Annotated in this window: 15 protein-coding genes and 1 riboswitch; of the genes, 5 read left to right on the top strand and 10 right to left on the bottom strand. The window is 73.1% G+C overall.

Annotated features, from left to right (window positions below):
* Positions 1 to 163: 163 nt before the first annotated feature.
* The 7 genes from ABEB07_RS06790 to ABEB07_RS06760 form a co-directional block, all read right to left on the bottom strand.
* The gene (locus ABEB07_RS06790) at positions 164 to 631 is read right to left on the bottom strand and encodes a PH domain-containing protein (RefSeq protein WP_345667436.1); all 468 of its coding nucleotides are present in this window, start codon (positions 629 to 631) and stop codon (positions 164 to 166) included.
* 13 nt (positions 632 to 644) lie between these two features.
* A complete protein-coding gene (gene hisG / locus ABEB07_RS06785) occupies positions 645 to 1,493 on the bottom strand; it encodes an ATP phosphoribosyltransferase (RefSeq protein WP_345667435.1) in 849 nt (282 codons plus the stop codon).
* 62 nt (positions 1,494 to 1,555) lie between these two features.
* Entirely contained in the window at positions 1,556 to 1,828 is a 273-nt protein-coding gene (locus tag ABEB07_RS06780; RefSeq protein WP_019983911.1) for a phosphoribosyl-ATP diphosphatase, read from the bottom strand.
* A 34-nt stretch (positions 1,829 to 1,862) separates the two neighbouring features.
* Positions 1,863 to 2,348 (bottom strand): 6,7-dimethyl-8-ribityllumazine synthase, encoded by a 486-nt coding sequence (gene ribH, locus ABEB07_RS06775; RefSeq protein ID WP_164586166.1) that lies wholly within the window; start codon positions 2,346 to 2,348, stop codon positions 1,863 to 1,865.
* Positions 2,349 to 2,388: 40 nt separating this feature from the next.
* Complete coding sequence (locus ABEB07_RS06770) at positions 2,389 to 3,729, bottom strand: bifunctional 3,4-dihydroxy-2-butanone-4-phosphate synthase/GTP cyclohydrolase II (RefSeq protein WP_345667434.1); 1,341 nt, start codon at positions 3,727 to 3,729, stop codon at positions 2,389 to 2,391.
* Positions 3,726 to 4,370 (bottom strand): nicotinamide mononucleotide transporter family protein, encoded by a 645-nt coding sequence (locus ABEB07_RS06765; RefSeq protein WP_345667433.1) that lies wholly within the window; start codon positions 4,368 to 4,370, stop codon positions 3,726 to 3,728. Before ABEB07_RS06765 ends, ABEB07_RS06770 begins: the two co-directional genes overlap by 4 nt.
* Positions 4,367 to 4,996, bottom strand: coding sequence for a riboflavin synthase (locus tag ABEB07_RS06760; protein ID WP_345667432.1), 630 nt, complete (start codon positions 4,994 to 4,996; stop codon positions 4,367 to 4,369). The genes ABEB07_RS06765 and ABEB07_RS06760 overlap by 4 nt, the downstream gene beginning before the upstream one ends.
* A 154-nt stretch (positions 4,997 to 5,150) precedes the next feature.
* A riboswitch (FMN riboswitch) is annotated at positions 5,151 to 5,281 on the bottom strand.
* A 364-nt stretch (positions 5,282 to 5,645) separates the two neighbouring features.
* On the opposite strand from ABEB07_RS06760, the gene ABEB07_RS06755 reads away from it, so the two are divergent.
* Complete coding sequence (locus ABEB07_RS06755) at positions 5,646 to 6,401, top strand: SDR family oxidoreductase (RefSeq protein WP_345667431.1); 756 nt, start codon at positions 5,646 to 5,648, stop codon at positions 6,399 to 6,401.
* A 161-nt stretch (positions 6,402 to 6,562) separates the two neighbouring features.
* Here ABEB07_RS06755 and ABEB07_RS06750 read toward each other — a convergent pair whose 3' ends face one another.
* Positions 6,563 to 7,756, bottom strand: coding sequence for an ROK family transcriptional regulator (locus ABEB07_RS06750; RefSeq protein WP_176148212.1), 1,194 nt, complete (start codon positions 7,754 to 7,756; stop codon positions 6,563 to 6,565).
* Positions 7,757 to 7,902: 146 nt separating this feature from the next.
* Between ABEB07_RS06750 and ABEB07_RS06745 the strand changes: the two genes are divergently transcribed.
* Positions 7,903 to 9,114 (top strand): MFS transporter, encoded by a 1,212-nt coding sequence (locus ABEB07_RS06745; protein ID WP_345667429.1) that lies wholly within the window; start codon positions 7,903 to 7,905, stop codon positions 9,112 to 9,114.
* On the opposite strand, the gene ABEB07_RS06740 is transcribed toward ABEB07_RS06745, so the two are convergent.
* Positions 9,074 to 9,532 (bottom strand): acyl-CoA thioesterase, encoded by a 459-nt coding sequence (locus ABEB07_RS06740; RefSeq protein WP_345667428.1) that lies wholly within the window; start codon positions 9,530 to 9,532, stop codon positions 9,074 to 9,076. The two genes, ABEB07_RS06745 and ABEB07_RS06740, sit on opposite strands and share 41 nt — an antisense overlap.
* 153 nt (positions 9,533 to 9,685) lie before the next feature.
* Between ABEB07_RS06740 and ABEB07_RS06735 the strand changes: the two genes are divergently transcribed.
* The 3 genes from ABEB07_RS06735 to ABEB07_RS06725 all read left to right on the top strand — a co-directional run bounded on the left by ABEB07_RS06735 (position 9,686) and on the right by ABEB07_RS06725 (position 12,914).
* Positions 9,686 to 11,071, top strand: coding sequence for a uracil-xanthine permease family protein (locus ABEB07_RS06735; protein ID WP_345667426.1), 1,386 nt, complete (start codon positions 9,686 to 9,688; stop codon positions 11,069 to 11,071).
* Between the two features lie 99 nt (positions 11,072 to 11,170).
* Positions 11,171 to 11,866: a DUF5995 family protein gene (locus ABEB07_RS06730; RefSeq protein WP_176148216.1), complete on the top strand. Its 696-nt coding sequence runs from the start codon at positions 11,171 to 11,173 to the stop codon at positions 11,864 to 11,866.
* 121 nt (positions 11,867 to 11,987) lie between these two features.
* Complete coding sequence (locus ABEB07_RS06725) at positions 11,988 to 12,914, top strand: LLM class F420-dependent oxidoreductase (protein WP_345667425.1); 927 nt, start codon at positions 11,988 to 11,990, stop codon at positions 12,912 to 12,914.
* Positions 12,915 to 12,930: 16 nt separating this feature from the next.
* Here ABEB07_RS06725 and ABEB07_RS06720 read toward each other — a convergent pair whose 3' ends face one another.
* Positions 12,931 to 14,628 (bottom strand): flavin monoamine oxidase family protein, encoded by a 1,698-nt coding sequence (locus tag ABEB07_RS06720; RefSeq protein ID WP_345667424.1) that lies wholly within the window; start codon positions 14,626 to 14,628, stop codon positions 12,931 to 12,933.
* Between the last annotated feature and the right edge of the window lie 50 nt (positions 14,629 to 14,678).

Here is a 14,678-nt window from a genome sequence, read left to right as displayed (position 1 = left end):
GCAGGTACTGCAGGACGATCCGTCCATCGCCGGAGGGAGTCACTCCTCGGGTAGCAGGAGCCCCTGGCACCGGTCGGGGCACAGGGGCGGAGACGCAGCGAAACGTCTCCGCCACCAGATTAGTCAAAACGCGGCGGCGTGCGTCAGGGCGGACATCCCCCAGTCAGCCCTGAGACGCACCCGGAGAGGGCTCGGGGTCGTGCAGGGAGCGGGCCTCGACGAGGGCGCGCAGGGCCCGGGCGTCGGCGATGGCGCGCTGCTTGGCGATGCCGGGCTGGATGCCGAGCGCGGGCAGGCTGGTGCCGTCGCTCAGGTTGAGGAACACCCACGGATCGCCCGGACGCAGGTTCACCTGGAGTATTTCCGGCCATTCCAGGCGGCGTCGGCCGGCGATGTTGACGACGGTGACGCCCGAGTCGTCGGCGACGACCTTGGGCCGGGACAGCATCAGCAGCACGCCGAACAGCAGCGCGCCGGTGAAGACGAAGCTGATCCGCTCGCCGGGGGTGAGCGGCTCCAGCAGGAGCGCCACGGCCGTGATCACCGCGAAGATCGCGACGCCGGCCGTGAGCAAGACCACACGGGTGATCGCGGGGCGGAAGGTGACGGGGAGCTGGGGGAGGTCGGACATCGCTGGGCGCCCCTTACAGACGGCAGGCGTGGATGGCCGTGGTCAGGATGGCGCGGGCGCCGATGGCGTACAGGTCGTCCATGATCCGCTGGGCCTCCTTGGCCGGGACCATGGCGCGCACGGCGACCCAGCCCTCGTTGTGCAGCGGGGAGACGGTCGGGGACTCCAGACCCGGGGTGAGCGCGACGGCCTTCTCCAGCTGCTCGACCCGGCAGTCGTAGTCCATCATGACGTAGGTGCGGGCCACCAGGACGCCCTGGAGGCGGCGCAGGAACTGCTGCACCTTGGGGTCCTCGGCGTCCGCGCCGGTGCGGCGGACGACGATCGCCTCGGACTTCATGATCGGCTCGCCGAAGACCTCCAGGCCCGCGTTGCGCAGGCTGGTGCCGGTCTCCACGACGTCGGCGATGACCTCGGCGACGCCCAGCTCGATCGCGGTCTCCACGGCGCCGTCCAGGTGGACGACGGAGGCGTCGACGCCGCTGTCGGCCAGGTGCTTGGCGACGATGCCCTCGTAGGAGGTGGCGACCGTGCGGCCCTTGAGGTCCTCGATGCCGTGGGCGGCGCCGGGCCTGGCGGCGAAGCGGAAGGTGGAGCGGGCGAAGCCGAGCGGGAGGATCTCCTCCGCGCCGGCCCCGGAGTCCACGAGCAGGTCGCGGCCGGTGATGCCGATGTCGAGGCGGCCGGAGGAGACGTAGATCGCGATGTCGCGGGGGCGCAGGTAGAAGAACTCGACCTCGTTGTTCGGGTCGACGATCCGCAGCTCCTTGGACTCGCGGCGCTGCTGGTAGCCGGCCTCATGCAGCATGTCCGCCGCAGGGCCGGAGAGTGAACCCTTGTTGGGGACGGCGATGCGCAGCATGAGGTCGGCTTCCTTCGTTCGTGCGTACGGTGTGGTGCGTACGGGGTCGGATCTGCTGGTGATCAGAGGTGGGCGTAGACGTCGTCCAGGGAGATGCCGCGGGCGACCATCATCACCTGGACGTGGTAGAGCAGCTGCGAGATCTCCTCGGCGGCCGCCTCCTTGCCCTCGTACTCGGCGGCCATCCAGACCTCGGCGGCCTCTTCGACGACCTTCTTGCCGATGGCATGGACTCCCTTGCCGACCAGCTCGGCGGTGCGGGAGGTGGCGGGGTCGCCCTGGGCGGCCTTGTGCTGGAGCTCGGTGAAGAGCTCCTCGAACGTCTTCTTGGACATGGTGTCCCCCACCCTAGCCGTTGTCGGGGGCGACTCACCGCCAGGGTTCGGATACCGAACGGAGCGTGGCCGCGGTCGCCACCGCCGCGGTGACCGCCTCGTGGCCCTTGTCCTCGGTGGAGCCCGCGAGGCCGGCCCGGTCCAGGGCCTGTTCCTCGGTGTCGCAGGTGAGCACGCCGAAGCCGATGGGGACGCCGGTCTCCACCGACACCTGGGTCAGGCCCTGGGTGACGCCCTGGCAGACGTAGTCGAAGTGCGGTGTGCCGCCGCGGACGACGACGCCGAGGGCGACGATCGCGTCGTAGCCGCGGCCGGCGAGGACCTTGGCCACCACCGGCAGTTCGAAGCTGCCGGGGACCCGCAGGAGGGTCGGCTCGTCGATGCCCAGTTCGTGCAGGGCGCGCAGCGCGCCGTCCACCAGTCCGTCCATCACCTTCTCGTGCCACTGCGCCGCGATGACGGCGACCCTGAGGTCGCCGACGTTGCGGACGGACAGTTCCGGTGCACCCTTGCCGCTCACGTGTCTCCTCGTTCCTGGTGGTTCTGGTGCTTACTGGTGCCTACTGGTTGCCGCAGGTGGACACGGCGGGCGTGTCCAGCCAGGGCAGGTCGTGCCCCATCCGGTCCCGCTTGGTGCGCAGGTAACGGAGGTTGTGCTCGCCGGCCTGGACGGGCATCGGCTCGCGGTCGGTGACCTTGATGCCGTGGCGCAGCAACGCGTCGCTCTTGTCGGGGTTGTTGGTCATCAGGCGGACGCCGCGCACCCCGAGGTCGGTGAGGATCTGCGCGCCGGCGCCGTAGTCGCGGGCGTCGGCGGGCAGGCCGAGTTCGAGGTTGGCGTCGAGGGTGTCGCGGCCGCGCTCCTGGAGTTCGTAGGCCCGCAGCTTGGACATCAGTCCGATGCCGCGTCCCTCGTGGCCGCGCAGGTAGACCACCACGCCGCGGCCCTCCCGCTGGATGCGGGCGAGGGAGGCGTCCAGCTGGGGGCCGCAGTCGCAGCGCAGCGAGCCGAAGACGTCGCCGGTCAGGCACTCGGAGTGGACGCGGACCAGGACGTCCTCGCCGTCGCCGATCTCGCCGTGGACGAGGGCGACGTGTTCGACGCCGTCGACGGTGGAGCGGTAGCCGTAGGCGGTGAACGTGCCGTGCGCGGTGGGCAGGCGGACCTCGGCCTCGCGGCGGACGGTGGGCTCGCTGCTCCGGCGGTAGGCGATCAGGTCCTCGATGGAGATGATCGTCAGGCCGTGCTTGCGGGCGAAGACGACCAGTTCGGGCAGGCGCAGCATCCGGCCGTCCTCGCCGGCGATCTCCACGATGGCGCCGGCCGGGCGCAGCCCGGCGAGCCGGGCGAGGTCGACGGCGGCCTCGGTGTGGCCGTCGCGGACCAGTACGCCGCCGCTCCTGGCGCGCAGCGGGAAGACGTGGCCGGGGCGGACCAGGTCGGCGGGCTCGGCGGCGCCGCTCGCCAGCATGCGCAGGGTGGTGGCGCGGTCGGCGGCGGAGATGCCGGTGGTGACGCCGTGCGCCGCCGAGGCGTCGACGGAGACGGTGAAGGCGGTCTTCATCGACTCGGTGTTCTGCGCGACCATCTGCGGCAGTTCGAGCCGGTCCAGTTCCTCGCCCTCCATGGGGGCGCAGATCAGGCCGCGGCACTCGCTCATCATGAAGGCGACGATCTCGGGGGTCGCCTTCTCGGCGGCGATGACGAGGTCGCCCTCGTTCTCCCGGTCCTCGTCGTCGACGACCACGACCGGGCGGCCGGCGGCGATGTCGGCGACGGCCTGCTCGACCGGGTCGAGCGCGAACTCCTCGACGGCGTCGGAGTAGAGGGCGGGCGGGATCGGGCGGGCGGCGCCGGGCGCCCGGGTCGGATGGGTGGCGGGAGACGGGCGGGCGGTCATGCGCACGCTCCTTCCGGGACGGGCCGCGCGGTCCGACGGGAGCGCAGCCACCAGTCGCGCAGGCCCCACAGGACGAGCGCGCCGTAGACGACGTAGACGAAGCCGGAGAAGGCGAAGCCGTTGGCGAAGTTGAGCGGGACGCCGACGGCGTCGACGAGCAGCCAGGCGAACCAGAACTCGACCATGCCGCGGGCCTGGGCGTACATGGCGACGATGGTGCCGACGAAGATGTAGGCGTCCGGCCAGGGGTCCCAGGACAGGGACGGGTAGGCCTTGAAGAGGGCGGCGACGGCGAGGGTGCCGACGGCGGCGGCGCCGAGCAGCGCGGCGCGTTCGCGCCAGGTGGCGAAGCGTACGGCGATGTGGCCGTCCTCGCCCCCGTCGCGGCCGCGGTTCCACTGCCACCAGCCGTAGACCGCGACGACCATGACGACGATCTGCTTTCCGGCGCTGCCGGAGAGGTGGGCGGTGGAGAAGGCGGCGAAGAGGATCAGGCCGGACAGGAACTGGGTGGGCCAGCTCCACAGGGAGCGCCGCCAGCCGAACGCCAGGCCGATCAGGCCGATGACGTTGCCGATCATGTCGGACCATTTGATCTGCTGGCCGAGGAGGGTGAAGGCCTCGGAGTTGAGCCAGTTCACGCGCCGGCCTCCCCGCTGCGGTCGGCGGTGCGGGACGCCCGGTCGCCGAGCAGGCGCTCGACGTACTTGGCGACGACGTCCACCTCCAGGTTGACCGGGTCGCCGGCCTTCTTCAGGCCGAGGGTGGTCAGCGCGAGGGTGGTGGGGATGAGGCTGACGGTGAAGTGGTCGGCGCCGGCGTCGACCACGGTGAGGCTGATGCCGTCGACCGTGATGGAGCCCTTCTCCACGACGTAGCGCGCGAGCTCCGCGGGCAGCGAGATCTTCACGATCTCCCAGTGCTCGGAGGGGGTGCGCTCCAGGACGGCGCCGGTGCCGTCGACGTGGCCCTGGACGATGTGGCCGCCGAGACGGGCGCCCACGGCGGTGGGGCGTTCGAGGTTGACCCGGGAGCCGACGGCGAGGACGCCGAGGCTGGAGCGTTTGAGGGTCTCCGCCATGACGTCGGCGGTGAACTCGTCGCCCTCGTGCTCGACGACGGTGAGACAGACCCCGTTCACGGCGATGGAGTCGCCGTGCCGCGCGCCCTCGGTCACGACGGGGCCGCGGAGCCGGAAGCGGGCGGCGTCGCCGAGGTTCTCGACGGCGGTGACCTCACCCAGCTCTTCGACGATTCCGGTGAACACTTCCCGGGTCCTCCTGCCTCTTGGGGCACGGACTCCGGGGCTGCCGACGACGACAGAGATCACGGGCGTGGAGCACTCGGGGCGACGCCGGACGGGGCCACGCCCGTGAGGGCGGACCCGAGGACGGCGGCGCGCACGTGTGCGTGTTCGCCCGCCGCGCACTGCCTCCCATCCGGACTTTAACCGTCGGTCCAGGAATTTCACCTGGTCAACCGGCCGCTGGAAGCGACCGGGTCGCGGACTGTAACCGCCGGTTCGGACTTTCACCGACCCCGGAGTGCGCTGCTTCTGGTACAGGGCCCAGTGTGCCACGCCCTCATGGCGTCCATCTGGACGATCGGTGTGGGTTCGCTCACAGAACGCGTCGGCGGCCGAGGGGCGGCCGGCACCGGCCGCACGGGGGATGAGAGGTCCGGCGGCGGGCAAGGGCCGTCGTCACCGCCGCCGGACCGGCCTGTGCAGGAGTCAGACATTAAGAGGACTAGACCACGCGGGTCAACAGGTCCGTACCAACCGTCGGTTCGGCGGCCGGGCCGCGGCCCGCAACCGGGGTGCGGGCGCCGGTGAACGCGGCGAAGCTGGTGCTTGGCACGCCGTGGACAGTCCCGGCTTCCAACGGGGACGCCGATGTCCGGAGGGACGGAGCAGCATGACCACGATCCTGGTGACCGGCGGCACCGGAACGCTCGGCCGGCTCGTCGCCGAACGGCTGCGCGCCGACGGGCACGAGGTGCGGGTGCTCAGCCGGCACAGCCGGTCCTGCGCCGTCGATCTGCGTGAGGGCGGGCCGGCGCTGGACGCGGCCGTGGCGGGCGTGGACGCGATCGTGCACTGCGCGAGCTCGCCCCGGGGCGGCGACGAGGAGGCGGCCGGCCACCTGATCGCGGCGGCGCGCACGGCGGGCGTCCCCCATCTCGTCTACGTCTCCGTCGTGGGCGTCGACCGGGTGCCGTTCGGCTACTACCAGACGAAGCACGCGGTGGAGCGGCTGGTCGTGGAGTCGGGACTGGGCTGGACGGTGCTGCGCGCCACCCAGTTCCACGACCTGCTGGTGGACGTCTTCGAACGGGTGGCCAAGGCGCCGGTCGTACTGCTGCCGGCCGGGGTGAGCGCCCAGCCGGTGGAGGCGGCCGAGGTCGCGGGCCGACTGGCCGAGCTGGCGGTGGGCGCGCCGGCGGGGCGGGCGCCCGACCTGGGCGGCCCCGAGGTGCGTCCGGTGGAGTCCCTGGCCCGCGCCTATCTCAGGGCCGTCGGCCGGCGCCGCCCGATCCTCAGCCTGCCGATGCCGGGCCGGGTCTACCGCGGCTTCCGCGCGGGCGGCCATCTCGCGCCGCGCCGGGCGGTGGGCAAGCGGACGTTCGAGGAGTACCTGCTGACGCGGTTCGGCTCGGCGCTGCACCGGTGAGGCGGCCGCGCGTGCGGCGCCCGGTGCGGCGGGCGCGCGTCCTGCGACGAGGGCGGCGTACGCACCTCCCGTGACGAGGGCGGCGTACGCACCTCCCTCGACGAGAGCCGGGTACGCGCGTCCTGTGACGCGGGGCGCGCACCGGTACGGCCCGTGTCCGGTCATCCGGCCCGGTGTTCCCCGCCGCTCCGGCCGGCCGGGGCGAACAGGTCGTCCTGGGCGCGGTCCCGCGCCGTGATCAGCGCTCCGCGCAGCACCGCGCCGCCGCCGAGCGCGCCCGGCCGCACCTCCAGGGGCAGCGGCGACATCCGCTGGACGCGGTCGGCCACCCGGGCCGCGAGCGCCTCGCCGCCGGCCTGGCCGACCTCGCCGCCCAGGACCAGGCAGCCGGGGTCCAGGACGGCCACGACCGAGGCGGCGCCGAGGGCGACGCGGTCGGCGAGGGCGTCCAGGAAGGCGTCGGACGCGGCGGCGTCCCCGGTCGCCGCCCGCCGCACCAGCTCGGCCGCCGGCGCCCCGGTCAGTCCGTGCGCGCGGGCGAGTTGGGCCACCGCCGCCGCGCCGGCCAGGGAGTGGAAGCCGCCCGTGCAGTCGGTGGCCGAGGGCAGGCCCCCGGTGCCCGGCACGGGCAGGAAGCCGATCTCGCCGGTGCCGCCGGACGCGCCGCGGCGCAGCGCGCCGTCCAGGACGACGGCCGCGCCGGTGCCGTGGCCGAGCCAGAGCAGGACGAAGGTGTCCCGTCCCCGGGCGGCTCCGTCGCGCTGCTCGGCCAGCGCGGCGAGGTTGGTCTCGTTCTCGACGATGACGGCCGCGCGCGGCAGCCGTTGCTGAAGGGCGGCCACCAGCCGGCGGTGCCACTCGGGCAGGCCCGTCGAGTCGCGCAGCTCACCGGTGACCGGGTCGATGAGCCCGGGGGCGCCGATGGCGACGGTGTGCAGCCGCTCCGCGCCGGCCTCCTTCGCCGCCCGCTCCACCAGCGTGACCGCCTGCTCGACCGCGTCCCCGGTGCCGGTGTCGCCGCCGATGGGCGCGCACGCCTCGGCGCGTTCCCGGCCCAGCAGGTCGGTGACGGTCACGGTGACGCTCTCGGTGCGCACGTCAAGGGCGGCCAGGTGGGCGCGGTCGGCGACGATGCCGTACAGCCGTGCGTTGGGGCCGCGCCGCTGCTCGCCGGACTCCCCCACCACGGTGATCAGGCCGGAGAGCGCCAGGCGCTCCACGAGGTCGGCGACGGTCGGCCTGGACAGGCCGGTGAGCTGCTTCAACTGTCCTGCCGTCAACGGTCCTTCCCGCTGCAGCAGGCGCAGGGCGAGCCGGTCGTTGATGGCCCGGGCGGTGCTCGGGGATGCGGGCATGCCGGGAATCCTCCCAGATCGACTGGGCCGCGCCGGGCGGCCGTCGCAAATCCCCTATCCATCAGGAAGGGTCCCTGATAGTTTACGTCGCGTTCAGCACGCCGGCCGTCCGCGGGGGCGGCCCAGCGTCCAGAAGGGGCCGGAGAATGAGAGCAGTGGTCTACGAACAGCGCGAGGTGCGGCGCGCCCGGTACGCCGTGGCGGCCGTGTTCGCCGCGCACGGCGCGGTCACCGGCTCGTTCGCGACCCGGGTCCCGTGGATCCAGGAGCACGCCTCGGTGAGCGCCGGGCAGCTGGGCCTCGCGCTGGCGTTCCCCGCGCTCGGCGCGTCCCTCGCGATGCCGCTGGCGGGCCGGATCAGCCACCGTTTCGGCGCCCGCGCCGCCCTGCGCGGCCTGCTCGCGCTGTGGACGCTGTCCCTGGTCCTGCCCGCCCTCTCCCCCAACCTGCCCGCCCTCTGCCTGGCGCTGTTCGTCTACGGCGCCTCGGCGGGGATGTCCGACGTCGCGATGAACGCGCTCGGCGTGGAGGTGGAGAACCGGCTCGGCCGCTCGATCATGTCCGGGCTGCACGGCATGTGGAGCGCGGGCGCCCTGATCGGCTCGGCGGCCGGCACGCTCGCCGCGCACCTGGGCGCGGACGCCCGGCTGCACCACGTCCTGGCGGCCGCTGTGCTGACCGTGCTCGGGCAGGTGGCCTGCTCCTGGGTCCTGGACCTCCAGCCCGCCGAGGACGAGGAGCCGCCGCCGCGGTTCGCGCTGCCGCCGAAGTCGGCGCTGCTGATCGGCGCGATCGGGTTCTGCGCGGTGTTCGCGGAGGGCGCGAGCCTGGACTGGTCGGCGGTGTACCTGCGCCAGCAGCTGGAGACCTCGGCGGGGCTCGCCGCGGCCTGCACCACGGGCTTCACCCTCACCATGGCCGTCGCCCGGATCGTCGGCGACCGGGTGGTGGACCGGTTCGGCTCGGTGCGCACGGTGCGGGCCGGCGGGGTGCTGGCCGTGCTGGGCGGGCTGCTGGTCGTCCTGGCGGGCCATCCGGCGGTGGCGATGGGCGGGTTCGCGCTGATGGGGCTCGGCATCGCGGTCGTCGTGCCGCTGTGCTTCGCGGCGGCCGGGCGCAGCGGGCCCAACCCCAGTCAGGCCATCGCCGGCGTGGCGACCATCACGTACACCTCCGGTCTGGTCGCGCCGAGCGCCATCGGCGGGCTCGCCCAGGCGACCAGCCTGGTGGTGTCGTTCGGCCTGGTGACCGTGCTGGCGTGCGGGCTGGCCGCCTTCGCCGGGGTGCTGCGGGCGGGCGACCGGGACCGGCCGAGGATCAGTGGGCCGGCCGCAGCAGTTCCCGGCCCGCGGCCCTGAACCGCTCGCTCCACGGGGCGGGGCGCAGCGTCTCGGAGTCCAGCCGGACCAGGACGCGGGCGCCGTGCGCGTAGGCCGTCGCGCCGTCGGCCGAGCAGAACCGGAAGCCGTACGTCAGGCCGGTGGTACCGAGTCGTTCCAGCCACAGGTGGACAGCGTACTCACCCGGCCGGGTCACCGGGGCGTCGTAGGTGATCCGCAGTTCCCTGACCGCGTTGCAGGCGTCGCCGGCGGCGGCCCAGTCGCCCTCGAAGCGGAAACCGTGGCCGCTCCACAGCTCGGACCAGGCGCGCTCCACCAGCAGCGGGTAGCGCGCGTTGTGCAGCAGGCCGAGCGCGTCCAGGTCGTCGAAGTGCACGTCGACGGGGATCAGCCGGCCGTACGACAGGGCGGGGACGGCGGGGGCCTGGACGGTCACGGGGTGCTCCTGGGGGGTGCGGTGGGGCGGTGCGGCGGTACTGCGCGGCCCATCCTAAGCGGTCGCTCAGCGCGACTTTCGAACGGAGCATCGCCGCGCACCCCCGACAATGGTTTTCGGACACCTCACGTACAGAGAAAGCGAAACCCCACCATGGACCTCGGCGTGCGCTGGAAACTGCACGGTGACGGGCGCACGCCCGCACCCGGAGCGGTGGTCCGGCCCGACGAACGGCTCTCCTGGCCCCGCACGGCCGGGCTCGGCGCCCAGCACGTCGTGGCCATGTTCGGCGCCTCCTTCGTGGCCCCCGTGCTCATGGGCCTCGACCCCAACCTCGCGATCATGATGTCCGGCGTCGCGACGGTGATCTTCCTGCTCGCCACCCGCGGCCGGGTCCCCAGCTACCTGGGCTGCTCGCTGTCGTTCGTGGGCGTCGCCGCGGTGATCCGGGCCCAGGGCGGCACGAGCGCGACGGTCACCGGCGCGGTGCTGGTCGTCGGCGCGGTGCTGTTCCTGATCGGGCTCGCCGTCCAGCGGTTCGGGGCGCGGATCATCCACGCCGCGATGCCGCCGGTCGTCACCGGCGCGGTGGTGATGCTGATCGGCTTCAACCTCGCCCCGGTCACCGCCTCCACCTACTGGCCGCAGGACCAGTGGACGGCGCTGCTGGTGATGCTGTTCACAGGACTGGCCGTGGTCTGCCTGCGCGGCTTCTGGTCCCGCATCGCGATCTTCCTCGGCCTGGTCTTCGGGTACGCCCTGTCCTGGGCGCTCGACCGGATCTTCGGCAGGATCCACTCCGCGGACGGGTCGGGCAAGGTCACCGACCACTGGCGCCTGGACCTCTCCGGCGTCGGCAAGGCCGACTGGGTCGGGCTGCCGACCTTCCACGGACCGGCCTTCCACTGGTCGGCGATCCTGGTGGCGCTGCCCGTCGTCATCGCGCTGGTCGCGGAGAACGCCGGACACGTCAAGGCGGTCGGCGAGATGACCGGCGACCCGCTGGACGACAAGCTCGGCACGGCCATCTCGGCCGACGGCGTCGCCTCGGTGCTGTCGACGGCGGTGGGCGGCCCGCCCAACACCACCTACTCCGAGAACATCGGCGTGATGGCCGCCACCCGCGTGTACTCCACCGCCGCCTACTGGGCCGCCGCCGGCTTCGCGCTGCTGTTCGGCCTGTGCCCGAAGTTCGGCGCGGTCGTCGCCGCGATCCCCGGCGGCGTCCTCGGCGGCATCACCGTCATCCTGTACGGCATGATCGGCCTGCTCGGCGCGCAGATCTGGCTCAACGCCAAGGTCGACCTGCGCAACCCGCTGAACCTGGTGCCGGCCGCGGCGGGCATCATCATCGGCGTCGGCAACGTCAGCATGAAGTTCACCGACACCTTCTCGCTCAGCGGCATCGCGCTCGGCACGATCGTCGTCATCACCGGCTACCACGCGCTGCGCGCCTTCGCGCCCGCCCATCTGAAGAAGCAGGAACCGCTCCTGGACGAGGGCACGTCGTCCTACGACGAGGGGCGCGCCGAGCGGTAGCCGCGATTCGCCCGTCGTGCGACGGCCGCGATTCGCCCGTTGTGGGGAACGGCGGGGCGGTCGGCGGTGCGGGCGGCGCGGGGCTGGGACGCTGCCCCCATGGGGCACTCGGTACGACTCACCCGCCGCCCGGACACCGTGGACGCGGTCCTCACGCGGATGCGCTCGCTGGCGGCCACCCTGCCGGAGCGGGACGGGATCGCGGTCTTCAACCGCGTCTACCTCACCGTCACCGAGGCCGTCGGCCACCGGCTGACCGCCGGACGCTTCACGGACCCGCACGCCGCGGCCACGCTGGACGTGCGGTTCGCCGGGCGCTACCTCGCCGCCGTGGACGCGGCGGACCGGGGGCGGCGCCCGCCCGCCTGCTGGCGCCCGCTGTTCCAGCTCCGCCGCCATCCCGGCGTACGCCCGCTCCAGTTCGCGCTGGCCGGCGTCAACGCGCACATCGGCCACGACCTGGCCCTCGCCGTCGTGGACGCCTCTCTCGCCCTCGGATGCGAACCGGAGGACCTGGAGAGCGACTTCGACCGCGTCGGCGACCTGCTGGCCGCGCTGGAGGAGCGGGTCCGCGAGGAGCTGATGCCGGGGCCCGACCTGCTCCAGATCGCCGATCCGCTCACCCATCTGCTGAGCGCGTGGAGCCTGGAGCGGGCCCGGGACGCCGCCTGGTCGAGCGCGCGGGCGCTGTGGGCGCTGCGCCGACTGCCGGACGTGGCCGAGGAGTTCGCCCAGCGGCTGGACGCGGCGGTCGGCTTCGCCGGGCGCATGATGCTCACCCCGCTACCGCACTGACCCGCTCCGCCCCGCTCCGGCGCGGCCACGGCCGCGGGCCCCGGCCGGGCGCCGGGGAACTCTCGGGTGATCACTGTACGTTGACCGGTGGACACCGACGATCACGAAGGAGCGCACCGGCATGGCGACACGGCTGGGACTGGGTCTCCCGCAGAACCGTCAGTACGACCTCGGCACGGACGTGCCCGACGTGGCCCGCGCCGCCGAACGCATCGGCTACGACAGCCTCTGGGTGTACGAACGGGCCCTGTTCCCGGAGCCCGCCACCCAGGGCCTGTACGGCATCGAGGGCCTGCCCTGGCCCGACGCCTACCGGCATGTGGCCGACCCGCTGGTCACGCTCACCCTGGCCGCGGCGGCCACCGAGCGGGTGAGCCTGGGCAGCAGCGTGCTCGTCGCGCCGCTGCACACGCCGTTCCAGCTCGCCAAGGCCCTCGCCTCGCTCGACGCGGCCAGCGGCGGCCGGGTGCTCGCCGGCTTCGGCACCGGCTGGTCCCTGGACGAGTACGCGGCCTCGGGCATCCGGCCGATCAAGGAGCGCGGGCGGGTGCTGGACGAGGTGATCGACGTCTGCCGCGCGGTGTGGGGCCCGGACCCGGTGCGCCACACCGGCCCGCTGACCTCGATCGACTCGGCCCTGGTCGGCCCCAAGCCCGCCCGGCCCATTCCCGTCCTGCTGGCCGCCGGCACCGGCCGGGCGCGGGAGCGGCTGGTCGAGCACGCCGACGGCTGGCTGCCGACCGCCACCGGCGTGGAGCAGGTCGCCGACCAGTGGCACGCGCTCCAGGACCTGGCCGCCGAGCGCGGCCGGCAGCAGCCGATCCGGACGGTGCTGCGGGTGAACGCCCGCTACCGGGCCAAGCGCGAAGGCGGCGACCGCAGGCCCTTCCACGGCGGCGCCGAGCAGATCGCGGCCGACCTGCTCCCCTACGCCGAACTCGGCCTGGAGGAGATCCTGGTCGACGTGCAGAGCACCCCGCGCGACGCCGAGGAGCTCAAGGACGTCGCCGCCGAGGTGTACGAGGCGGCGCGGGCGGCCGGACTGTGACCGCCCGCGGCCGGCGTCAGTCCTCGGGCAGCTCGACGGGCGCGATCTCGTCGTAGACGTCGCCCGGACCGGGGTTGGTGGCGTCGGTGCCGCCGCCGAAGTGGTGCATCACGCCCCACACCGCGTTCAGCGCGGTCTGCACGGCGCCCTCCGCCCAGCCGGCCGTCCAGGAGATGTCGTCGCCGGCCAGGAAGATGCCCCGCTTGTCCTCGGGCAGCCGGTCCTGCATGAAGTGCGTGAACAGGCGCCGCTGGTAGCGGTAGTGGCCGGGCAGGTTGGCCTTGAACGCGCCCATGAAGTACGGCTCGTTCTCCCAGGACACCGTCACCGGGTTACCGATCACGTGCGCCCGGATGTCGACGTTCGGGTAGATCTCGCCGAGCGACTTCAGCATGACCTCCATCCGCTCGTTCGCGGACAGCGGCAGCCACTTGAGGCTGTCGTCGCACCAGGTGTAGGAGAGGCAGATCACGGCGGGCTTGTCCGGCCCGTCGTCCAGCAGGTAGGTGCCGCGGGTCATCCGGTCGGTCAGCGTCATCGACATGACGTCCCGGCCCGTCTGCTCGTCCTTGTCCAGCCAGAACGGCCGGTCCACCGGCACGAACAGCTTGCTGGACTCCATGTAGTGGGTGCGCTCGATCGCCGTCCAGTGGTCGATCGGGAACAGCTCGTCGTCGCACTGGATCTTGGACAGCAGCATCCAGGACTGGGCGGTGAAGATCGCCGCCCGGTAGGTGCGGATGTCGCCGCTCGCGTCGGTCACCGTGATCCGGTTGCCCGCGGTGCGGTTCAGCCGGGTCACGGCCGGGCGCGGCTCGCCGGCCACGTGCAGCGACTTCAGCGAGGTGCCGTAGGGCCAGTGGACGATCTTCTCCGGCTCGCGCTCCCACAGGCGCAGCGGCAGCTGCTGGGAGCCGCCGACGATGCCGCGGTGGTGGTCGTCGGCCTCGGTGTAGACGACGCGCAGGATCTCCAGGATGGAGTTGGGGAAGTCGGTGTCCCAGCCGCCGGTGCCGAAGCCGACCTGGCCGAAGATCTCGCGCTGCCGGAAGGACTTGAACGCCTCGGAGTCGCAGAGGAAGCCGTAGAAGGTCTGGTTGTCCAGCTTCTCCACCAGCTTCGCCCAGATCTCGCGGATGCGCGGCACGTCCCGCTCGCGCAGGGCGCGGTTCATGTCGGAGAAGTCGGCGCCCTCCTCCAGGCACCGGCCCCAGGCGTCGGCGACGTCCCGGTAGACCTGCGGCAGGTCGGCGATCGTCTCGGCGTAGTGCGACTCGCCCTTGAGGTCGACGACGGTGGACGGGGTCGTCTCGGCGAGCGGGTTGGGGAAGGGGCGGGTGGTGAGGCCGACCAGGTCGATGTAGTGCTGGAGGGCGGTGGAGGACGGCGGGAAGCGCATGGCGCCCATCTCCGCGGTCAGCGACGCGTCGCAGCCCTCGAAGCCGACGGTGCGCAGCCGGCCGCCGATCCGGTCGGCCTCGTAGACGACGGGCTTGAGGCCCATCTTCATCAGCTCGTAGGCGGCGACGACGCCGGACAGGCCGCCGCCGATGACCGCGACCTCGGCGCCCAGCTCGGTCGCGGGGATCTGGCCGAGGCCGGCCGGGTGGGCGAGGAAGTCGTCGTAGGCGTAGGGGAAGTCCGGGCCGAACATGGTGATCGGCGGCTGCTGCTCGTCGGCGTGCTCGACGGCGTTGGGCACCGTGGACGTCATGGGGTACGGACTCCTTGCGCGGGAAGAACGGGGTGCGGGCGGGGTGCGGG

Origin of the sequence: Streptomyces similanensis (assembly GCF_039543625.1) — a bacterium.
GTDB classification, from domain to species: Bacteria; Actinomycetota; Actinomycetes; order Streptomycetales; family Streptomycetaceae; genus Streptomyces; species Streptomyces similanensis.
The sequence above is the reverse complement of the archived record's forward strand: the minus strand, read 5'-3'. Positions and strand labels throughout refer to the sequence as shown.